At 46.9% G+C, this 21337-nt stretch carries 22 protein-coding genes; 8 read left to right on the top strand and 14 right to left on the bottom strand.

What is annotated here, in order from left to right; all coding sequences use genetic code 11:
* Nucleotides 1-5 precede the first annotated feature (5 nt).
* On the bottom strand, nt 6-302 hold the full coding sequence (locus tag JWV37_RS08085; RefSeq protein ID WP_205459288.1) for a hypothetical protein: 297 nt from the start codon (nt 300-302) through the stop codon (nt 6-8).
* Nucleotides 303-475: 173 nt separating this feature from the next.
* On the opposite strand from JWV37_RS08085, the gene JWV37_RS08080 reads away from it, so the two are divergent.
* Entirely contained in the window at nt 476-1348 is an 873-nt protein-coding gene (locus JWV37_RS08080; RefSeq protein WP_205459287.1) for a GNAT family N-acetyltransferase, read from the top strand.
* Here JWV37_RS08080 and JWV37_RS08075 read toward each other — a convergent pair.
* Genes JWV37_RS08075 through mobB form a run of 7 tightly spaced genes read right to left on the bottom strand, consistent with a single transcriptional unit; the run spans nt 1340 to nt 7164 of the window.
* Entirely contained in the window at nt 1340-2269 is a 930-nt protein-coding gene (locus JWV37_RS08075) for a calcium/sodium antiporter (RefSeq protein ID WP_205459286.1), read from the bottom strand. The two genes, JWV37_RS08080 and JWV37_RS08075, sit on opposite strands and share 9 nt — an antisense overlap.
* Nucleotides 2269-2688 carry an rRNA maturation RNase YbeY gene (gene ybeY, locus JWV37_RS08070; RefSeq protein ID WP_205459285.1) on the bottom strand — a complete coding sequence of 140 codons (420 nt, stop codon included), beginning with the start codon at nt 2686-2688 and terminating at the stop codon, nt 2269-2271. The genes JWV37_RS08075 and ybeY overlap by 1 nt, the downstream gene beginning before the upstream one ends.
* Nucleotides 2689-2696: 8 nt before the next feature.
* Nucleotides 2697-3689 carry a hypothetical protein gene (locus JWV37_RS08065; RefSeq protein ID WP_205459284.1) on the bottom strand — a complete coding sequence of 331 codons (993 nt, stop codon included), beginning with the start codon at nt 3687-3689 and terminating at the stop codon, nt 2697-2699.
* Entirely contained in the window at nt 3686-5617 is a 1932-nt protein-coding gene (metG, locus tag JWV37_RS08060; RefSeq protein ID WP_205459283.1) for a methionine--tRNA ligase, read from the bottom strand. Before metG ends, JWV37_RS08065 begins: the two co-directional genes overlap by 4 nt.
* Before the next feature lie 15 nt (nt 5618-5632).
* Nucleotides 5633-5833 (bottom strand): hypothetical protein, encoded by a 201-nt coding sequence (locus tag JWV37_RS08055; protein ID WP_205459282.1) that lies wholly within the window; start codon nt 5831-5833, stop codon nt 5633-5635.
* Nucleotides 5820-6662 carry a class 1 fructose-bisphosphatase gene (locus JWV37_RS08050; RefSeq protein ID WP_205459281.1) on the bottom strand — a complete coding sequence of 281 codons (843 nt, stop codon included), beginning with the start codon at nt 6660-6662 and terminating at the stop codon, nt 5820-5822. The genes JWV37_RS08055 and JWV37_RS08050 overlap by 14 nt, the downstream gene beginning before the upstream one ends.
* A complete protein-coding gene (mobB, locus tag JWV37_RS08045) occupies nt 6655-7164 on the bottom strand; it encodes a molybdopterin-guanine dinucleotide biosynthesis protein B (protein ID WP_205459280.1) in 510 nt (169 codons plus the stop codon). The genes JWV37_RS08050 and mobB overlap by 8 nt, the downstream gene beginning before the upstream one ends.
* A 130-nt stretch (nt 7165-7294) precedes the next feature.
* On the opposite strand from mobB, the gene JWV37_RS08040 reads away from it, so the two are divergent.
* Nucleotides 7295-7756, top strand: a complete 462-nt coding sequence (locus JWV37_RS08040; RefSeq protein ID WP_205459279.1) for a hypothetical protein — start codon at nt 7295-7297, stop codon at nt 7754-7756.
* On the opposite strand, the gene JWV37_RS08035 is transcribed toward JWV37_RS08040, so the two are convergent.
* The 3 genes from JWV37_RS08035 to JWV37_RS08025 are packed head-to-tail and all read right to left on the bottom strand — an operon-like array spanning nt 7689 to nt 10868.
* On the bottom strand, nt 7689-9356 hold the full coding sequence (locus JWV37_RS08035; RefSeq protein ID WP_205459278.1) for a lytic transglycosylase domain-containing protein: 1668 nt from the start codon (nt 9354-9356) through the stop codon (nt 7689-7691). The genes JWV37_RS08040 and JWV37_RS08035 overlap by 68 nt on opposite strands.
* A complete protein-coding gene (locus JWV37_RS08030; RefSeq protein ID WP_205459277.1) occupies nt 9334-9627 on the bottom strand; it encodes a YggT family protein in 294 nt (97 codons plus the stop codon). The genes JWV37_RS08035 and JWV37_RS08030 overlap by 23 nt, the downstream gene beginning before the upstream one ends.
* Complete coding sequence (locus JWV37_RS08025) at nt 9624-10868, bottom strand: glutamate--tRNA ligase family protein (RefSeq protein WP_205459276.1); 1245 nt, start codon at nt 10866-10868, stop codon at nt 9624-9626. Before JWV37_RS08025 ends, JWV37_RS08030 begins: the two co-directional genes overlap by 4 nt.
* Nucleotides 10869-11068: 200 nt before the next feature.
* Here JWV37_RS08025 and JWV37_RS08020 point away from each other — a divergent pair, with 200 nt between their 5' ends.
* Nucleotides 11069-12451, top strand: a complete 1383-nt coding sequence (locus tag JWV37_RS08020) for an FAD-dependent oxidoreductase (RefSeq protein WP_205459275.1) — start codon at nt 11069-11071, stop codon at nt 12449-12451.
* A 21-nt stretch (nt 12452-12472) separates the two neighbouring features.
* On the opposite strand, the gene JWV37_RS08015 is transcribed toward JWV37_RS08020, so the two are convergent.
* The 3 genes from JWV37_RS08015 to JWV37_RS08005 all read right to left on the bottom strand — a co-directional run bounded on the left by JWV37_RS08015 (nt 12473) and on the right by JWV37_RS08005 (nt 14684).
* Nucleotides 12473-12883 carry a hypothetical protein gene (locus tag JWV37_RS08015; protein WP_205459274.1) on the bottom strand — a complete coding sequence of 137 codons (411 nt, stop codon included), beginning with the start codon at nt 12881-12883 and terminating at the stop codon, nt 12473-12475.
* A gap of 9 nt (nt 12884-12892) precedes the next feature.
* Nucleotides 12893-13621: a Rieske 2Fe-2S domain-containing protein gene (locus JWV37_RS08010; protein ID WP_205459273.1), complete on the bottom strand. Its 729-nt coding sequence runs from the start codon at nt 13619-13621 to the stop codon at nt 12893-12895.
* 139 nt (nt 13622-13760) lie between these two features.
* Nucleotides 13761-14684 (bottom strand): manganese-dependent inorganic pyrophosphatase, encoded by a 924-nt coding sequence (locus JWV37_RS08005; RefSeq protein ID WP_205459272.1) that lies wholly within the window; start codon nt 14682-14684, stop codon nt 13761-13763.
* A 223-nt stretch (nt 14685-14907) separates the two neighbouring features.
* Here JWV37_RS08005 and JWV37_RS08000 point away from each other — a divergent pair, with 223 nt between their 5' ends.
* The 5 genes from JWV37_RS08000 (at nt 14908) to JWV37_RS07980 (ending at nt 21337) form a co-directional block, all read left to right on the top strand.
* Nucleotides 14908-15513: a MarC family protein gene (locus JWV37_RS08000; RefSeq protein WP_205459271.1), complete on the top strand. Its 606-nt coding sequence runs from the start codon at nt 14908-14910 to the stop codon at nt 15511-15513.
* A gap of 57 nt (nt 15514-15570) precedes the next feature.
* A complete protein-coding gene (locus JWV37_RS07995) occupies nt 15571-16212 on the top strand; it encodes a Crp/Fnr family transcriptional regulator (protein ID WP_205459270.1) in 642 nt (213 codons plus the stop codon).
* A 326-nt stretch (nt 16213-16538) separates the two neighbouring features.
* Nucleotides 16539-17075 (top strand): cytochrome c nitrite reductase small subunit, encoded by a 537-nt coding sequence (nrfH, locus tag JWV37_RS07990; protein ID WP_371829336.1) that lies wholly within the window; start codon nt 16539-16541, stop codon nt 17073-17075.
* Between the two features lie 12 nt (nt 17076-17087).
* The gene (gene nrfA / locus JWV37_RS07985) at nt 17088-18599 is read left to right on the top strand and encodes an ammonia-forming cytochrome c nitrite reductase (RefSeq protein ID WP_205459268.1); all 1512 of its coding nucleotides are present in this window, start codon (nt 17088-17090) and stop codon (nt 18597-18599) included.
* A gap of 92 nt (nt 18600-18691) precedes the next feature.
* Nucleotides 18692-21337 (top strand): cytochrome c biogenesis protein, encoded by a 2646-nt coding sequence (locus tag JWV37_RS07980; RefSeq protein ID WP_205459267.1) that lies wholly within the window; start codon nt 18692-18694, stop codon nt 21335-21337.

The raw sequence follows: 21337 nt of genomic DNA, 5'->3' as shown, positions 1-21337 counted from the left end.
AAGGTTTAGTTTGGCTCAAAATAAGCCAGTTCTCTCAACAGTGCGCGTACTTCTTCCTCGTCAAAAAAGAGGTTGTGGCGCAATTCTTTAGAAAAACGCTTCAGTAGCTTTGCCTTTTCGTTCATGAATCTTTCTCTATCATCCTTAAAAGGAGAGAGTTTTTGATCGAGAAAAAGCAGGTAGGAAGCTTTAATTTGCGCTTGTTTTTCCCGCTTGCTTTTGGGCGCAGCGCCAGGTTTTAGCAAAAGCCATGAGGCAACAATAAGTACGCCGATAATCCCAATAACACCCACTGTTTCCATTATAGACCTTAAAAAAGTTTTAAAATAAGTCAGAAGTAAAATAACTAAAAAAAACAGCTAAGAAAAACCAAAGCTTAATGCAAGTTTGCGTTGTTATAATCCACTGACGATTTTCGTATTGTACTAAAAGCTAGGCACTTTTGGTACAAAATTAGGCAAATGAAGGAGAATCCATGGGGCAATGGGTGCGCTTTAGCGAGTTTGATGTGACTAATGAGCGGCGTGTCCAAAAGGTCAAAGACTTTTTGGATAAAAATGCATTGGAGCTAAGCGATGATGTGGAGTTGTTTGTCACCGCTAGCGAAGAGGGCGAAATGGTGGCATGTGGTGGCATTAGCGGAAAGATTCTTAAGTGCGTTGCTGTAACGCCGCGCTTAAGAGGTCAGCGCTTTGTGCTTAAGGTGATTGATGAGCTTTTAGAAGCAGCAAAAAGACGGGGGCAAAAAGAACTTTTTTTGTTTAGCGCCCCTAAAAATCAGGCCTATTTTGAGTCTCATGGGTTTAGATTAATCGAATCCAGCGGCGATGAAGTTATTTTGATGGAAAACAGCGACAATCTGGCACAGTTTAAAGAGGGTTTGCGCCAAAAGTGTGTTGATGGAAAAAACATTGGCAGTGTTGTTTTGTGTGATTCACCCCTTCAAGAGAGGGAAACGGCACTGATTAACCAAGCCCTTGGGCAATGTGATTGGTTGCATGTATTTGTTGTTTGCCAAGAGGGCACCCATTCGCCAGCACGTACAGAGGCACTGCGGCAAAGCCTAGCTTCTTTTTCACGTATTAGCGTGCATGAAAACTCAGAATATTTGATTTCAAAAGCAACATTTCCGACCTATTTTATCAAAGACCAAGACCACATCAATGCCTTGCACGGGGAGTTGGATTTGAAAATATTCAAGCGCCACATTGCTCCCGCACTTGGGATTACCCATCGGTTTATTGGATGTGAAAGCGATGTCAATGAGGCGTACAACGCGCTCATGAAGGAGTTGTTACCCCAAGTGTGGGAGGATGCACCTCCTGTTTGTGTGGTAAGTCTAGGCTAAAAATTGCCCGAGGCCACTAATGAGCATCAGGGCAAAAATAGCCAGAAGGCCTATTCCTGCAGAAGCGTTATAAAGGCGGTTGGCGGTGAGAAACACAAGCATCACGCTCGCCGCCCCAGCGCAAGCTATGTCAAAACCGTGGGTTGCAAAATTAACAGGCAACGGGCTAAAAAGTGCTGAAGCACCTAAAACGACGGTGAAATTGGCCACATTAGAGCCGACAATATTGCCCACAATCATGTCACCATTGCCTTTTTTGGCCGCCACAATGCTGACAATGAGTTCGGGTAAACTCGTCCCAAAGGCGATGAGAAGTAGGGCAATCAACCACTCATCTACCCCAAAATTGCGGGCAATCAACGCCGCACTGTCGATAGTGAAATGCGCCCCGACAATCACAAACCCAAAGCCAAGTAAAAGCCAAAAAGCACTCTGTTTTAAAGAAAAGTTTTCACAGTTTGGCTCTTCGTGTGCAAGACCTGTTTCTTGCTTGTTGAGAAAGAGTAAATAAGCCCCCATCATCATCAAAAAAAGCACCCCATCCAAAAATCCAATAGCGCCATCATACGCCATGAGTAAAAAAAGCACAAAAGGAAAAAGCGCCCATGCGCTATCGTGTGCAAACATGTCGCGTTTAGGGGTGATGGTTTTGGCGATGAGAAAAATAAGTCCTAGTACCAGCGTAATGTTAAAGGTGGTGCTGCCTATGACATTCCCTACAGCCATTTCACCTTTGCCTTGAATGCTAGCAGAAATACTGGTGGCCATTTCGGGCAAACTTGTTCCAAGAGCTATGAGTGTGGCTCCAATGACGAAATGGGAAATGCCAAAACGTAACGCAATGTGCTCACTTTGTTCGATGATGCGGTTCGCGCCATAAATGAGCGCACTCATGGATGCTAAAAAAACAAGATACTCCATCACTTCTCCGTGCGAACAATGAGGCTAGGAGGGAGGCCAAAAGTACCAATGAGCTCTTCTTCTTTTTGGCGCATTTGTCCTGTGTCGCTCTCATGGTCAAACCCAAGCAAGTGCAATAAACCGTGGATAAACAACAAAGCTATCTCTGCTTCAGGCGTGTGGCCAAGGGTTTTGGACACCTCCAGTACGGCATCAAGATTAATCACAATACTCCCAAGGGGAGCATGGGGAAAAGGCTCTAGGGGAAAACTTAGCACATCTGTGGGTTTATCAATCCCGCGTGTTTGGAGGTTAAGGGCTTGCATGGCTTCTTTTTCAACCAAAAGTAATTCAACTTCTTGGGTGCTAAGGGTGTTGGCAATGGCCTCTAGGGGTTCTAGGGAAAAAACAAAATCCGTTTCATTTTCAAAAGTAATCATAGGGTTTCCTAAAAGAGTGTTAATTGGGCTAGCCCAGACTGGTCGCTCAGGGTTGCTTCAATGGTCTCTTTGTTGCCCAAAACTAAAGCATAGCGAAAATCTTGCAACCCCAGGAGTTCGTGAGTGTGCGCATAGGTATGGGTTGTGTTTACATGTAAAGCTTGCCCTTCTGGCTTACATGTAAGCATTTTTAACTCAGGGTAATGGCTCGCGATGGAAGCCAACTCTTGGGCAAAAAGTTGGGGGTTAGACTCTACAATAAGGGCTTGGCGCGTGGTGCCAAAAGGATGAATGCGCATCCGCTTGTCTACAAAAATTGGCTCAAAATGCGCGATGGGTTTTAAATGATAAGGAGAATACGTAATCCCCAATGTGTCCAAAAATTCCACCACTTGTGCAAAAGAAGTGACAAATAAAGAAGAAAGTGGCAAGTGAGCATAGTAGCGCCCCTTATGGGTAAAACTGCTTTGAAAGAGGGTACTGTGCTGTAAAAGACTAGGGGCGTATTGCGGGTCTGGAAGCTTGCCAAAGGTGGGGGCGATTTTTTCTACCAAAGCACGGTTGGTGGAAAAGACATGCAATGGCGCGGCGGCGTTCATGATGGTAGTAAAAGAGTGGGCAAGGGAATCGCCCAAAAAACACAACGACTTTGGCAAAGAGAGCGCACGCATAAGGGCGTACTCAAGAGGAGAAAGGTGCACAAAGGTGTGTTTGGCGTGGGCAATCTCAAAGCGCATGAGACGGATGAGCGCCATTTCGATACTCTCAACGCGAATCCACGCAATCTCAGGGTCACTAACGGGTACGTCTTTGTCGGTAAAGATGGCGTAAGCACCACGCTTTACGGCTTCTTGAATGGAAGAGATAAGCCTGTCTTGCGCAAAATACGCAAACCCACGCTCTACATGTAAAGGCTCTTGCGCAAACCCTTCTGTGGCACTCACCGAAGGCGTGGTGAGAAGTTCTCCTTCAGTGAGTCTAAGCAAGCTTTCAAGTCTCATCCTACCGATGCACCGCTTTCTCTTGGGGTTTCGGGTCGCATGAGGCAAAGACCTGTGCCATCTTTCGCTGCAAGTAACATGCCGTGGCTTTCAAGCCCCATGATTTTAGCGGGTTTTAAATTGGCCACGATGCACACTTGGGTTCCCACAAGGCTTTGGGCGCTGTAGTGCTCTTTGATGCCTGCGATGATTTGGCGGGTTGCGCCCTCGCCTAGGTCTACTTGGAGTTTTAGAAGTTTGGCACTTTTAGGTACCTCTTCAGCCTCGACGATAGTGGCGATTTTGAGTTGGCTTTTGAAGAACTCTTTAACATCCACAAGCCCCTCGGTTGGAACTTTTGCTTCCTTTGATGTTTCCTTGGAAGTCTCTTTTGGCGGAGGTGTGGGCTCGGGTGAATCCATGCGTTCTTCTTCGATACGTGGAAACAAAGGTGGCACTTTTTCGATAGTAAAAGGTGCAAGAAGCGTTTCTTGGGCAATGAGTGCGTCGTAGCCCTCCTTGTCTAAGGGGAAGTGCATCCCTTGGGCGATTTTCTGGCAGGTTTGAGGCATGATGGGGGAGAGCAATACAGCCACTTTAGCCAAAAGGTTGGCCACGAGGGCCACGAGGGCGAGGGCCTCTTCGGTTTTACCCTCTTTGATTTTTACCCACGGCTCGTGGATGGTGATGGATTGGTTGGCAAGGGTGAGGACTTTCCAGAGCTCTTCCAAGTAGCGGTTGGTTTGCACTTCTTGGATGTAATTTTCCACGACACGCAAGATAACGTGTGCCTCTTCGAGCTCTTTGGCGTAGAATTTTTTGACGTCGGCAGAGTCGATAACGTGCGCACTGTACTTGCCGCTCATGCCAATGATGCGATTTAAAAGGTTACCAAATTCGTTGCCAAGGTCGGAGTTGATGCGGTCGATGAGGGCTTTTTGGCTAAAGTCCCCGTCTTGTCCAAAAGGCACTTCACGGAGCAAGAAAAAGCGAAAATTTTCCAGTCCATACGCATCCGCGACCTCTTTGGGGTTGACCACGTTGCCCTTGGATTTGCTCATCTTTTCACCGTTGCGCGTCCACCAACCGTGTGCGGCGACGTGTTTGGGAAGAGGCAAGTCAAGGCTCATTAAAAACGCAGGCCAGTAGATGGCATGAAAGCGCAAAATGTCTTTGCCTACAAGTTGCACAGAGGCAGGCCAGTAGCCCATGTTGGCGTCGTCTTTGCCATATCCTAGGGCGGTGATGTAGTTTAAAAGAGCATCAAGCCACACATACATGACATGTCTGGGGTCATTCATGGATTCGGGCAGTTTTACCCCCCAATCAAAACTGGTGCGGGTGATGGAGAGATCCCTGAGGCCTTGTTTGACAAAGCTAATCACTTCGTTTTTTTTGCCCTTTGGCACGACGCATTTTTCTTCTTTGTGGTACCACTCTAAAAGCTTATCTTGGTAGTTTGAGAGGCGGAAAAAGTAGCTTTCTTCCTTGACAAGATTGGTGGGCTTTCCGCAATCTGGACATCCGCCATCATCCAAAAGCTGGGTTTCAGTGAAAAAGGTTTCACAGCTTACGCAGTAAAAGCCCTCGTATTCGCCCTTATAAATGTCACCTTTGGCAAGCATGACTTCAAAGGCTTTTTGTACCCCACGTTTATGCTCTTCGTCGGTGGTGCGGATGAAATGGTTGTAGCTAATGTCAAAATCATCCCACAAGGCTTTAAATTTACCACTGATTTCATCGGCATACACCTTTGGTGTAAAGCCTCTGGCTTTGGCAGCTTGTTCGATTTTTTGGCCGTGTTCATCAGTGCCTGTAAGCAAGAACGTGTCGCTGCCCTTAAGGCGATAATAGCGCGCCATGGTATCGGCAATGATGGTGGTATAAGCATGCCCGATGTGGGGCACGTCGTTGACATAGTAAATGGGAGTAGTGACGTAAGATTTCATTCTATTTCCTGTGGGTTAAAATTCAAAGCCGCCGCCTTGGCCCTTGGCCATGCTGTCATATACAGCAGCAACGTACTCTTTGCGAAGGGTACACGTAAAGAGGGCGTCGCATGGAGTGCAACTCTCGTAAGTTTTTTCTTTCTGGCACGCTTGCAATCGCTCCTTGACTTCATCAAGCCGCCGTTCAAACGCATCTAAAGGTTCAGTGGTTTGCATAGGTTGCCCTCACCGTGGCGATTTCTTCACGGGAACCAAAAAAGCATGGCGTGGTGTCGTGGGCATGGCTAGGTGTGAGGCTTAGTAAAGGCACGTTGCCATCAATGGCTTCGCCGCCTGCTAGGGTGTAAACAAAGGCAAAGGGAAACACTTCAAAGACCATGCGCAGTTTTCCTTTGGGTACATCAGACGTAGCAGGATAGGAAAACAACCCGCCCCCTTTGAGGAGAATTTGGTGCAAGTCTGGCACCATGCCCCCTGAGTAGCGCAAGCGGTACCCTTGAGCAAACAGCCCACCAATCATGGCTTTGTGATGGGCAGGCCAGTGCTGCTGGGTGCCTCCTGGGGCGTTGAGTTTGCCTTTGGGGTTTAAGGTCAAGGTACGCACAAAAGCAAACGCACCTTCCGGAGTGAGGCGGTAAAGCCGCACGTCTTCGTGAGCGATGACTAGCTCGACCCTAGGGCCGTATACCACGTACACGGCGGCTTTGAGGTTTGCCCCGCTAATGCCCCCTTCGTAAATCCCAAAGATAGAGCCCACGCTCAGGTTGACATCCACCAAACTTGACCCATCCAATGGGTCGTACCCGACGATGTAGCGTCCTTTTACATGTAAGGGGGTTTGAACCTCTTTTTCTTCGCTAATGATGGCTTGCACGCTAGTTACTGAAGCAAAGGCTTCTTCGATGATGTGGTCGCTTAAGACATCAAGTTTAAGTTGGGTATCGCCCGTGGCGTTGGTGTGGCTTGTGGCGCCCGTGTCGGCGTTTACGATGGCACGGCTAATGCCAATGGCGGCGTGTTTGATGGCGTCAAAAATCTCAGTCATTTTCTCTCCTTACCTCTTTGGCGTGGGCCAAAATCCACGCGCACAAGGCCTCGGGGTCGTTTAGGTCAAGGATGTCTAAGTGAGAGGGGATGTCATACGCTTTTAAATCCACGCTCTCATCCACGGCCAACGCGTCGCTGACGTCAAAATACGCAGGGTCTAAGCGGTCGCGAAAGACAGAAATACGTGGCAGAGGAAGGGTTTTAAGGCCCTCGACTAACAAAATCTCAAACTCCCCAAGCATGCTAATAATGCCCTCAATGTCGCGGGATTGTTTGGAAAAATAGGTGGTGCGACTAGGGGAGGCGACCACAACTTCTGCACCCGTTTGACTAAATTTCCAACTGTCTTTTCCCTCTTTGTCAAAGACAGCTTTGTCGCTGGGGTCATGCTTGATGATGGCGAGCTTGTAGGTTTGGCTTAGGATATTGGCAACTTTGACAATGGCGGTTGTTTTACCACTGTTAGAAGGTCCTGAAAAGGCGATGGCGCGTGCGTTCATACCACTCTCTTTGTGCTTAAAATTGGGGGATTATAACAAAAAAAGGTTTATAACCCGCTTCTTCTTCTCTTTAATCCTTTCCTTACGCCAAACAAGCTACAATACTCCACTTTAAAAATCGGGGCATGTGATGCGGTATGTAATATTGGGGTTGACAGTACTTTTTTTAGTAGGATGCGCGCAAAAAATCCAAACGGACGTGGTGTTGAAAAACCAAGCCATTACCAAAACCCAAAAAGCAGAAATCATTGAAGATGAAAAACGTTTTTTAGTAGTAGGAACGTACTTAAACGACATTATCCATGAGGCAACGCCTCCAAATACCCATGAGCATTTCATTATTGCACTTTACGAAGGGGGTGAGAACCCTTACCGTGCTCCTATTTTAGGTGCACAAGTTAATGATGTAAATGCCACATGGGAGTATTTGGAGCACAACAGCCCTTTACTTGAACTTTTACCTATGGCAAACAGTTGGAGTCACTATTATCACATCAAAGCGCCTCTAAGCTACCCTGATAAGCTTATTTTGCAGATCGAAATCGATCCGTTGCGGCAGGTTCGCTTAAACTTTGAAAAAGATCCCAGATAGAGACATTTAGCCCCGCTTGGCGGCTGTAGATAATGTAATTAGTGAGCACTTTTTTGCCGTATTCGCGGCTTTCTGCGTAAGGCACCAATTCCATGCTTAAAAATGGCTCATAAGGCCCTTCGTTAAACAAATCCCCCCGCGTTAACATGCGCCTTGTAAACCCTATCCCTCCGTTGTACGCATATGCTACAAAAAGGGGATGGTAGAGCCATGATTCAAGGTAATCAAGGTGAATATTCGCAAAACGGTAAGCGATTTTGGGTTGAAACATGTGGTCGATGTCAAAGGATTTTATTCCTTCTTTTTTGGCAATGTCGCGGGCCAAAAAAGGCATAAACTGCATCATGCCAAGGGCGTATGAAGTAGAAACTGCAGCGGGAATAAAACGGCTCTCTTGTCTGGCGATGGCTAAAATGAGTGCTTTGCGTTTGGGGGCAAGCCCTTCAAGATGTTGCGCGTAAGGCGTGATGAAATAAGGGGTTTGAAAACGCTCTTGTCGCTCTTTGATAAAGGCGTATTGAGGCAGAGTCTCTTCGGTGAAAAAACGCTCAGAAAAGACTCCTAAATCTTCACTTTTTCTGATGTGTTCCAGCGTTAGCCGCCACGTAAATGGGTCGGTGATGGAGTAGTTTTTCAGCGCAGAAACAGTTGGCGTAGGCGAAGCGACTTCAAATTCCTCTGCACCCAAGCGCTCACGGGCGGCCAAGGTGTAGAGGTTGGGCTCAAAACTTTGGGTTAGGGTTTTGAGGTAAGCTTCTTCTTTGGTGAGAAGATAGCTCCAAAAAAGCGCTCTGTCTTTGTCTTGGCGGTTGTAGGCGCTTTTAAAGCTCGCGTCAAACCAAGCAAGGGCAAGCTCTTTTTGTGTTTGTTCAAGGGCGTTAAGGCCCAGCAAAAAGGCACTCTGACCCGAAAGAGAAGGAGCCTTTTGAGGGGAAAGTGCTAGCAATGAAGCGGCTACATTGGTCTGGGTGCGTTCAAAAACCACCTGAGTAAGAAAGCGTTCAAACAGCGGTTGGGTGCTCAGGGTAAGGAGGGTTTCTTCTGAAAGAGGTTGGTTGAGCACCTCTTTGCGAAACGCTTCGCCACCACTTGTGTAAAGATAGAGAAAGTGTTTGGTTTCGTTTTCAAGCATTGCTTGAAGGGGCGTGGTTGAGAGCAAGGGGTCAAGCCATGAAAAGAGCTCAGGATAGGCTTTTTGGAGGCGTGTTTTTAGGCGTTCTTGTTGGCTTTTTTCCAAAGAAAGCATCACATAAGGCGTAGCGCGAATGGCTTGGCAATCCACAGAGGCTTTGATGAAATCCTCTGTTTTTAAGCGCAAACACCTAATGGCTTCTTTGAACCCAGGCTCTTCTACGGTGTCCCCAAAGGCGTAAAGCAAGGTATTGCTCATGCGACTGACTTGGCCTAAAAGTTCCCAAGCTTCCGCGCCCGTGGGGTTGTTTTCGGTGAGGTACCGGTGTATGTAATAATCTTTTGCGAGGCTTCTGGGGTAGGCACTTAGGATTTCAATGCTCAGCGCTACCCCAAAAAGGTTACATGTAAACAAAGACCCCGCAAGTAAAACAGACCCGACGCGGTTAAAGCCCATTAGCCAACCCAAAAAGTAACTTTACAAGAAACAGGTCTAAAAACTGCAATCCTAAAATCACAATAATAGGCGCCAAATCAATCCCGCCGATGACTGTGGGAATGTAGCGGCGAATAAAGGCATACACAGGCTGCGTGAGGCGCATAAGGGCTTGAACAATGGGATTGTAAGGGTCAGGACGTACCCATGTGATAAGGGCAGCAATAATAATAACCCAGATATAGATAGTAATCACCATGTGTAGTATCTGTGCGATAGCTTCGATAAGTGTTGAAAAAATCATGAGCGGACAATCTCCTTTAGGTATGGGGTGATAAGAGGGTAGAGTTCTTCAAGTGCTGGCCCGTGGGAAGAGCCTGTGAGCAGAACATACAAAAGCTCAAGAGAGCTTTCGCCTTTACATGTAAGCTCAAGGTGTGCCCTAAGCACTTCAAGGGTTTGGCAATGGGGTGCTTGAAGCAGGGCATTTTGTAAGGTTTTAAACGCCTCTTCGGCGCCCTTTGGCGGGACTTTTGGGGAAAAGATGGCGTGAAGTTTGGGTTTAAGCTCTTTTAGCGTTGGGGCTTCTTTGGCGTAGATTTTAGCCAATTTTCCAAAATCGGCTCCCGAAAAGTCCAGCAACGCAGCCAGTTTCGCATCTTCCATGCGCAAGAGGTGTTCGCGGTTGAGGTGGCGCAAGGTGCGTATGTCAAAGGGTGCGCTAGGAGCAAAGCCCTTGCTCGCATCAAGCCATGCCAGTGCCTCTTCGGCGGTGAAGAGTTCGCAAGGGGCGTTGGTGCTAAGCAAAAGAAGGTAGTTGCTGATGGCTTGGGGTAAAAACCCTTGTTCTAGTAACCAGTCCACTCGCCACCCGTCATCTTGAGCACCCATTTTTTCGCCTTTGGTATTTAAGAGGACGGGTAATGCAACGGTGCGTAAGGTTTCATTAAACCCAAGGCTATGGCGGATGTATTCGTGCTTGGACGCTCGTGCCACGCACTCTTCGTCATCAAGCACCACGCCAACGCCTTGGAGCATGTCATCCACCGCGCAAGCAAAATCTTCCGTAGGGCTTTTGTCGTGGTGAAGTAGGACAAAGCGTTCGGGGTTTTGGGTTGAGGCTTTGATGCGCACCGTAAAGGGCCCTTCGTTGTTAAGCACCTCTTCGTTGCTTAGGGTTTCGCACGTGCCATCGTACAAGTAAGCTTCACCGTTGCTTTTAGCTATTTTTTCTTTGGTTTTGAGGGTTTGAGAGGTACAAAAACACGAAAAAGCTTTGCCATTTGAGAGTAAGGAGGCGGCACATTGGTGGTGGAATTTTAGGGCTTCGCTTTGGTAATGCAAGACGTCATAAGCGATGCCAAAAACGGCAAGCGTGTTTAGCATCTCTTGGTCTTTGCCATCTCCGTTGCGCGCCTTGTTGTTATCCATAATGCGCACATGAAAACGCGCCCCATCCTTTTTGGCACACAGGTAATTAAGCAGTGCAACGCGAAGGTTGCCTAGGTGCATATCTTCTGTGGGAGAGAGGGCAAATCGGTACATTTGTATCCTGTTAAATGGGGTTTACATGTAAAGGTTTTACATGGTTAAATGGGTGGGTATTATAGCAAGAGATTCTTAATGAGTCTTTTTTGGTAAAGCTTAGTATTGTTGAGTGATATTATTGTATTAGTTTAACAATTATTTCAATGAAAAAGGGTTATGATGGTGACAAGTTTACTTAACATTATAAGGAGTGAGACATGGGATTAAATCGTAGAGACGTATTAAAAGTCGGCGGCTTAAGTGTGGTTGCTGCTGCAGTAGGCGGATGTAGCTCTTTGATAGAACCAAAAACTCCAAAGGAAAAACAAAAAACACAACCAACGTTGATGCCTGCCCCAAAAGGAAACCGCGTAGTGGTAGTTGGTGGTGGATTTGGAGGGCTTGCCCTTGCAAAATCTGTACGCCAGAACAATCCTGAGAGTGAAGTGGTAGTGTTAGAGCGTCGCGACCTTTTCTTTTCGTGCCCTTTTTCCAATACCTACCTTGCGGAAATGGATGGGGCGGATTTGAATGTGTTGACGCGGGATTATTACGGGCCAGCTCAAGAGTTTGGGTATCGGTTTATCCAGTGCGAAGTGTTAGGTATTGATAGGGCTAAAAAAACTGTTACCACGAGCCATGGAACTATAGGCTATGATATTTTGGCGCTTTCTCCAGGGATTGCCTATGCTTATGACCAACAATTTCCTCAGTGGGATGCCGCTAAAATTGCTCGGGTAGCCCAAGAAGCGCCTTCGGCAATGCTTGCGGGCAATGAGCACCTTGCGCTAAAGCGCCAATTGGAGCAAATGGATGATGGAGATGTGGTTATTACGGTTCCTTTTGGTAAATACCGCTGCCCACCCGCACCCTATGAGCGTGCGTGCATGATTGCACATTATATGGAGAAAGAAGGCATCGAAGGCAAGGTGATTATTTTAGATGCGGCCAATGAGCCTCAAGCCAAAGCAGGTGCGTTTAAAGAAGCATTCAATGACCTCTTTAAAGACCGCATTGTTTTTGTTGGAGAGGTTAAGATTAAAGACGTTAATTTGGATGCTAAAGAGATTGTCTACACAACAGAAGACGATAACTTCAACATCAAAGAGCACGTTTTGCCTTATCAGGTGTTGAATCTTATTCCCCAAAACAAAGCCAATCCAGTGATTGCCATGGCAGGTATTGAGACAAATGCTTGGGGTGGCGCGCGGCTTAAGGGAGCAGGTTTTGTCTCTGTGAGTGACCCTAGTGTTTATGTGGTTGGGGATTGTGTGGGGCACGGTGTTCCTGCTAGTGGTCAGGCGGCAAACTGGGCTGGTAAGCGTGCAGGTAGCCATATTGCCCTACGCCTTGCGGGCAAATCGGTAGATGAAATGGCTGGAATTCCTTTTAAAAATGCCAACATGTGCTACTCTATGGTGGGGGCCGATCCGGAAGAGGCAATTATGGTTACTCATGAGTTTGTCTTTGAAAATGGAGGTTTGCTAGGCAAGGGTTTTGTGCCTAAGGATGCCACAACTGGAAAATTCAGAACGCCGCAACTTGGCAAGGCTACAAGGGAGTGGTACCGAGGGATTATGAGCGATATGTTTGGGGTGTAAGACCCCAAACAATGGGACTGGCTACTTGTTCCAGTCCCTTACTCGCATGTGGCATGAGGCGCATTGGTTTAAGATGAGTCCGTACATGTCAATAGCTTCAAAATAATCTTTTTCATCATACGCTTTCACCATGGCTTTTGTGTACACCTTGATGCTTTTGGCGGTTTTGGTGGCAAACTTGTGCGCACTGGCTTGCTCTTTTGGCAAATAGTCCTCTACATCTACTGAGTCAAGAGCGCGAAGGGCCAACACTAACTCTTCCGCACCTTTATAAAGACAGGTTTTGCACTGCCCAACAAGGGTTTTTTGCATGTGGCCTAGAGCATTTGTCATGGCTCGCATATCTTCTAAACGCTCTTTTTTGGTGTACTGGGCAGCACTTAATGCGGTGCTAAGCATCATGGCGAGTGCCAATGTTATCATTGTTTTCATCATCTCCCCTTAGTATTGGATAATTTCTTTTGTAAATGCACTCAGCGTTACTGTGGCGGTGGAAACTTTGACAAGTTGTCTCGCCTTGCGCGCGCTTTGAAACCTGTCGGCCAGTTGTGGGCGGAAAATACGAAAATACTGATGGAACATCTCCATGCCCAGTACGCCAGAAGCATAGACTTTATCATTGGCTTCGTCGTATTCAAGCACGATAGAGGCAAGAGGGTCTTTGGCCTCCCCTGCTACGCTTTTAGCGCCTTGCTTTGGGTCAAAAGCCGAAAGATGAGAAGAGCAGACCACTACACCACCTTTGTCATAAGCCATGGTTTGTCCACCTTTGGGAACATAGGTAATGAAACTGTCTTCTGGGTTGGGATGCGTGAGCGCATGGGAGCAGATGGCGCTAAAAGCAACCACATTCTTTTCCTTGCCCACACCGCCTTTCCAAAGATAGGTTTCTCCAGAAGAAGATTTTAGGGCAACCTCTTGCTTGAGGGGCTCTGGAAGCTTGATGAGAAAACAGGGTGTGGCAATATGAGGGTAGTGAAATACGTAAGGCACTTCTGTGGCAAGGGCGCCAAGGCGAACAGGCTCACCTTTTTCATCCACCAGCAAAGCTCTTTCGTAACTGGCAAAGAGTGTGCCATCGTTGGCAAATAAAAGTCCTTTAATAAGCGACGGGGAAGCCGCCACCAACAAACCTGAGCCCAACACTTTGTTAAATGTCCGTCGCTGCATGGGAACCTCGCTATTTTGGAGATATAGACAACTATTTTAGTTGGATATATCTTACGAAGTTCTAAAAGAGGAACAGTTTTGTTCCTTAAAAGAAAAAGAAAAAGAAAAGGGCTGAGAATTACCCAGCCCTTTTGAGGGGTTAAGAGGCAAATACCTTTTCGAGGAAGGGCACCACTTGTTTTTTGCGGCTAAGGACTTTAGGAAGCCACGCTTGGCGGCTTTCAAGGGTGGTGTTAAAGGCGTGTTCGACTTTTTCAGGGGCGTCACTGAGGCACAAAAGTTGCGAACCTTCAGTGATAATGTCGGTCAAAAGAAGCATGATGCTGTGGCGGTTTGCTTCGTTTTTCATGACTTCAAGTTCGGCGAAGAGTGCCTCTTTCATTTCATCGAATACACTCAAATCTACCACTTCGAGTTGCCCGATGCCCACCATGGAACCGCTCATGTTAAAGTCTTTAAAATCGCGCATGATGAGCTCTCTTGGACTTGTGCCCTTAACCGCGGACTTGACTATGAACATCTCCATGCCAAGGGCGCGTGGGTCTTCAAGTCCGACGATTTTGGCGAGCTCTTTGACGGCTTTGGTGTCTTCGCGGGTGCAGGTGGGGGATTTGAAAATAACTGTGTCGCTTAAAATGGCGCAGAGCATAATGCCTGCGATGTCTTTGGGGATTTCCACATTATGGTAATCGTACATTTGCTTGATGATGGTGTTAGAACATCCCACGGGGCGAATCCAACACTCTAGGGGTGTGTCGGTCGTGAGGTCACCCAGTTTGTGGTGGTCGACGATGCCAAGAATGGTCGCTTGCTTGATGTCTTTGGGGCTTTGGGCAAGGTCGGAGTGGTCCACGATGTAGACCTCTTCGTCTGCGTATTCGGTTTTAAGCGCAGGGGCTTCTACGCCAAATTTTTCCAAAATAAAGCGCGTTTCAGGGCTGATTTCTCCTTGGCGTGCAGGCATACAGGGTTGTCCGAGTTGGGTTTTAAGGTACGCAAGGGAAATGGCGCCACAGATGGAGTCTGAATCGGGATTGGTGTGGCCAACGACATAAATAGGCATAAGTATCCTTTGGAATTAAATGTTTGCCATTATAACGGATTTGCGTAAGGGAAAGGTTAAGAGGGAAAGATAAAAGAGGGGAAAAAGACAAGAGCCCCGATTGGCGGGTGGGGCTCTTGATTTACAAAAAGGGTGTTGCTTTGTTTGGACAAGTGAAGTATAATCCCCCTAGTTAAACAGCGTCTAAATAAACAGTAAATAAAGAATTAACTAAGGAGATTTTGTGGGTGATTTTTCCCTTTTCTCAACAGCAATTTTACTGGTATTTGTGTTGGACCCTTTTGGAAACGTGCCCGTGATTTTGAGTATTTTAAAGGGAATTCCCAAAGAGAGGCAGCGGCGGATTATCGCTAGAGAGATGGCCATTGGCCTAGTGATTTTGGCCCTCTTTTTGTTTTTTGGTGAAAGTTTTTTAGCCATGATGCACCTTGAAACCGAAGCGGTGCGCATCGCAGGGGCGGTCATCTTTTTTGTCATTGGGGTGAAGATGATTTTTCCAGGAGAGGCGGGGAGTGCGAGCTTGTATGGCAAAGAAGGAGAACCCTTTGTGGTGCCCATTGCGATGCCTTTAGTGGCAGGCCCTTCGGCGCTAGCGACGTTGTTGGTGCTCTCTAGTGCCCACGCTGAGGCCACGGGAACGCTTTTTGGTGCACTTCTTTTGGCGTGGCTATTTTCGGCGGTTGTGATGCTGCTTTCGCCTTTTTTACTCCAAGTATTAAAGCCCAAGGGTCTAATGGCACTAGAGCGGCTCATGGGAATGTTGCTCTTGATGTTGGCAGTGCAAATGTTTATCGACGGAGTGCGCGGGCTCGTTGCGCTAGGAGTTTAGGACAAATTAACTCTTTTTAAGGGTTTGCTCTGTAAGGTTTCGGATAAAGGATTTTTAATGGTTGATTTACAAACAATCCCCTTGTTTTCAAAACTTAGCCAAGAAGATTTGGCGATTTTGGAACGCATTAGTACGGTGAAGTCTTATCAAAAAGGGGAGATTCTCTTTTTTGAGGGAGAAGAACCGACGTATTTACATGTACTCCTTGATGGGGTGTTAAAACTCTATAAGACCAATTTCAAAGGGACGCAGATTTTTTTGCACCAGTTTTACCCCATCTCTTTTGTGGCTGAGTTGGCTAACTTTGAAGCCATTCCCTATCCTGCTACAGCTGAGTTTATGGTGGATGGGCAAGTGCTTAAAATCGAATATGAAACCTTTAAGAAAGAGCTGCTTAATAACCCTGAGCTCTCCTTTAAAATCATCCAATCCCTCTCTGCAAAGCTAAAAATCATGTCCGAAGTAGTACACAAGGAGATTATCCTCACCTCTGAAGCCAAGGTGGCGAAGTTTATTATCGAGCATACGGAGTTTTTTGGGGATTTTAAACACACCAAGATTGCATCCCTTGTGAATCTTACTCCCGAAACCCTTTCACGCACCCTAACGAAATTCAAACAACAAGGTCTGATTAGCATGGACGAAACGTTGCGGATTACACAGTTTGATGGGGAAAAACTACGCCAGATTTTTGAGTAGGCTTCTTGCGGGAAGCTTTTTTATTTTTCGTCAGGTAGCCGCTTTGTTTTTTTTGGCGGTATGCTTTTTAAAATCCCTTCCTTTTCTTTACATGTAGAGCTTTTTCCAAGATAATTTTTAATTAAAGCTTAAAACTATTTGATAACATTTTTCTGTTTCATTGACCTAAGTCAATGATTTATTCTTCGTCAATCCAGTACAATCCCGCATGTATTGGTAAGAAGTGTTACCAATCAAAAATCGTTGGGTTTGCGAAAGAGGAGGCGCGAGACCCAAGGGGAAAGCGGCGGCGTTGCCACAGGCAACCAATTCAAATCAAGGAGGGAATGTTGAAACCAAATAAATTCCTTATATTTAGTGCATTGGGTGCATTTATCTTTGCTGTAGGAATGTTTGCCTACACAGTGCATGCATCAAAAGCACTCTCCTACCTCTCTAGCGATCCTAAAGCGTGCATCAATTGTCATGTTATGAACACACAATACGCCACATGGCAACACAGTGCGCATTTTGGAAACGCAACCTGTGTAGATTGCCATTTGCCGCGCGGGGATTTTGTGGACAAATACATCGCTAAAGCGGTTGATGGCTGGAATCACTCAGTTGCCTTTACGCTGCAGAGTTTTGACCACAGCATCAAAATCAGCGATGATGGCGCAAGGCGTGTGCAAGAGAATTGTATCTCCTGCCATGCAAGCCTTACTTCGACGCTAGTGAGCAATGCAGACAAGTACCACACCTTTGATGATTCAAGTGTGGATACAGGGAGACGATGCTGGGAGTGCCATAAGGGCGTGCCTCACGGGAAGGTGCGAGGACTAACAACAACGCCAAATAACTTGGGCGTTAAAGAAGTACTATAAAAGGGAGTGTTGATGAAAAAATTTAAATTGTTGCTTGTAGCATCATTGTTAGCGATTGTTTCAATGGCGTTTTTAACAAGCAATATCAATGCGCGAGAAGCAGAGCGCGTGGCGCTGAATGAAGTACAGGGGATTCCTGCAAATGCTTCAGTGAGTTCAGAGTGGGCAAAATACTATCCCCGCCAGTACGATTCTTGGAAACGTACCAAAGAGGGCGACGAGATGGAAGATTTGCTCAAGAAAAAACCCCAATTGCCTGTGATTTGGGCAGGGTACCGATTTTCGATTGACTACAATTCACCGCGCGGCCATTACTATGCGGTGCAAGATAATGTCAATTCGTTGCGCACGGGTGCACCGGTGGATGATCTAACAGGTCCTTTTCCTACGGCGTGCTGGACGTGTAAATCTCCTGATGTAGTGCGTTTGATGGAAGAAGATGGCGAGCTTGAGTACTTTACAGGAAAATGGGCGCGTTATGGTAGTGAAGCGGTCAACAGTGTAGGGTGTTTGGATTGTCATAATCCCAAAACTGCTGAGCTTGCCATGGGACGAGAGTACCTTAACCGTGGTCTTGAAGTGGCTGGGCTTCCCCGCTTTGAAGATGCAACACACCAAGAAAAACGTTCTTTAGTGTGCGCGCAATGCCACTCTGAGTATTATTTCAAAAAAACCGAGTACACCGACAAAGCAGGCAAAGACCAAACAGCGATGGTGGTTACCTTGCCATGGCATGAAGGATTAACTGCTGAGGGAATGGAGCGCTATTACGATAGTATCGACTTTAGTGATTGGACGCACAAAATCTCCAAAACTCCAATGCTCAAAGCCCAACACCCTGGCTATGAGATTGCAAAAACAGGCATTCACTACCAAAAAGGTGTTTCATGTGCCGATTGCCACATGCCTTACACCCAAGAAGGTTCAGTGAAATATTCTGATCACAAAATCGGAAACCCACTGGATAACATGGACCGCAGTTGTATGACCTGCCACCGTGAAAGCGAAGATAAATTGCGCGAAATTGTTCATACAAAATTTGAGCGCAAAGAGTTCTTGATGGAAATTTCCATGGATAACCTAGCTAAAGCACACCTAGAAACAGGCCGTGCAATGGAGCTTGGCGCCACAGACGAAGAGCTCAAAGAGATTCGTACCTTGCTTCGCCATGGACAATGGCGTTGGGATTACGCTATTGCGAGTCACGGGTCATTTTTCCACGCACCTGAAGAGACCTTACGGTTACTCGCGGACGCTAGTGAAAAAGCCCAACAAGCGCGTATTTCTCTTGTACGTCTTTTGGCAAAATACGGTGATGCCCAATACATGGCACCTGATTTTGACACCAAAGAAAAAGCCCAAACTCTTGCAGGCGTAAACTTGCAAAAAGAGATTGAGGCGAAGATGAAGTTTAAAGAGACTCTTGAAAAAGAGTGGCACAAACAGGCTAAAGCCAAAGGGTTGCTAGATGAAGCAAACCGTAAAGACGTAGATTTGGAATCTTCGTACTTTAAAAAGAAATAGTTGTTTTTTATCCCCAAGGGTTTTCCTTGGGGATAGTGTAGTTTTTAGCTTTACATGTAAAGCTAAAAAGTGCTAAAAATGAAAGCGAGCAAATGGTAAAACGCATAGTAGGTTCTTTTTGGTTGATGCTAGTGTTGTTTTTAACTCTTGGAATAAGTGCAGGTGTGGCGACTTTTGTAGAGAATGATTATGGCACATCCACCGCGCGCGTGGGGGTGTATGAAGCGTGGTGGTTTGAGTTGCTTTTGGCGCTGTTGTGTCTCAACATGGTGGCTGTGATGCTCAAAACACGCATGGTGCGCCACGTGCCACGTTTTCTTTTTCACGGAGCCTTTGTGCTTATCATACTAGGCGCGGCATTGACGCGGTATTTTGGTGTGGAAGGGGTGCTAAACTTGCCCCAGGGCGAGAGGGTTCAAGGCTTTTTAAGTGCGCAAAACAGCATTGCTTTGACCTTAAATAAAGAAGGAAAAACCCAAACCCATGCCTTTGCCTATACTGCAAACGCATGGTATAACTCCTTTGGCAAAAGTGTCGAATTTGAGGGCCAAAAAGTACGTTTACATGTAAAGCGTGTGGAGATTGAAAAAAAAGGTTTAGCGACTAAGGCGACCCTTGAGATGGAGTTGTTTTATAAAGACATTACGCGCCGTGTGCACCTAGAGGAATACGCCTTAAGAATGGCAGAACCGATGATTTTTACCCTCGGCGACATGCATGTAGCGCTTTCGTATGGTGCAGCTTTTGTGCCCCTACCTTTTGCGGTGGAACTTGAAGAATTTGAGATTGTCTATTACCCCGGAGGCGCTTCGCCCGCGACATACAGTAGCCAGGTACGTATTGAAGGCCAAAGTTACCCCGTCGGCATGAACGCCCCTTTGCGTCTTAAGGGATACACTTTTTACCAAAGCTCTTATGATGAACACGGAAGCATTTTGTGGGTCAATAAAGACCCTGGTAAATGGCCCACGTACGCAGGGTATGGACTCTTGTTTTTAGGCCTGATATGGAACCTTTTGGACCCGCGCTCACGGGTGCGTACGCTCATGGCTAAAGTGCGTGCCCACGAAGCCGCCCTTGGTGTGTTGCTGTTGTTTACCCTTAGCGCGCCCTTGCAAGCCCAAACCTACGAAGAGCTCTATTTGGAGGAGCATAAAAAAGGCTCTGTGGCTCTGGCCCAAGCGTTTGGGGAGCTAGTAGTGCAAACGCGTGCGGGGCGCATGAAGCCCATGGACACACTCAACCGCGAGATTTTGCGCAAACTTACGGGAAAAGAGACTTACTTTGGCATGAGTGCTAACCAAGTGGTGCTAGGGATGCTCACCCATCAACGCCTTTGGAAACGCCTACCCCTCATTAAGGTAAAAGACCCTAAAGTTAAAGAACTTATTGGCTTATCCCCAGAGACCTCTTTAGCGAAATTTGAAGATTTTTTTCGGGGTAATGTGTATAAGTTGGAAGTCTTGGTCCACCAAGCCCACCAAACCAGACCCGCCAACCGTGGCACTTATGAAAAAGAGTTGATTCGCGTGGATGAGCGGTTGAATGTGGCTATTATGAGCTTTTATGGGGCGTTGTTTCGGTTTTTTCCAGACCCCGAAGATGTACACGCTCCGTGGCTGAGTATGGATGCCATGTGGGCTCAAAAAGCCCACGGTATGCACCGTGCGACCCAGCGATTCATGGATCGTGTGTTTGCCCGCGATTACGCAGGAGCGATGGAGCCTTTGGATGAAATTGCAACTTACGCCAAAACATTTGGAGAGCCTTACTTGTTGAGCTCTGCCCGCATTCATGCAGAGTTGTGGCTTAATCGCTTGGGGATTTTCCCCCGCTTGATTGGGTGGTATGTGGGGCTTGGGGTGTTGAGTTTGGTTTTGGCTTTTGTGTATCTTGGGGGCAATCGCCCAAAAACATGGTTGCACCGTGCGCTCTTTGGCACGTTGGCGGCGTTGTTTGTGGCGCATATTGGCGGGATTGTGTTGCGGTGGTATGTGGGTGGGTTTATTCCTATGAGCAATACCTACGAGTCCATCGTCTACATCGCGTGGTCGTGCGCGCTCGCGGGGCTTGTGCTGTTTCGCCGTTCGTTTTTTGGATTAAGCGCGGCGTTGTTACTCGCAGGTATTTTTATGTTGGTGGCACATTTGGGGAACATTGATCCTCAAATCACTCCTTTGGTGCCTGTGCTACACTCTTTTTGGCTTAGCGTACATGTTTCTGTTATTACGGCAAGTTACGGATTTTTGGGCGTTGGGGCTCTTTTGGGCGCCATGAGTTTGCTCCTGTTGGCCTTAGCCAAACCTTTACATGTAAAGCAAAAAAATGTGGCGTATTTGGCGTGGGTGAATGAAATCGCGCTCATCATTGGCTTGACGCTTTTGGTTATCGGGAATTTTCTTGGTGGTATTTGGGCTAATGAGTCGTGGGGGCGGTATTGGGGATGGGACCCCAAAGAGACGTGGACTTTTGTATCCATTCTTTTGTATGCCCTTGTGGTGCACTGGCGGTTTTTACCAAAGCTTTACAGTGTGTTTAGCTTTTCCCTTCTCTCTCTTCTCTCCTTTGGGTCGATTTTAATGACCTATTTTGGGGTAAATTTTTACCTCGCAGGATTGCATTCGTATGCCACAGGGGACCCTGTGCCTCTTCCTGCGTGGGTATTTGGAATCTTGGGCGCGGTGGCCGTGTTGGCTGGGGCAGCCTATAAAAATCAATCTTATATCAACAAGGAATAA

It is taken from the genome of Sulfurospirillum tamanense (assembly GCF_016937535.1).
Taxonomy (GTDB): domain Bacteria; phylum Campylobacterota; class Campylobacteria; order Campylobacterales; family Campylobacteraceae; genus Sulfurospirillum_B; species Sulfurospirillum_B tamanense.
Note: the sequence above shows the minus strand (reverse complement) of the source record. Positions and strands in the feature narration are given on the sequence as shown.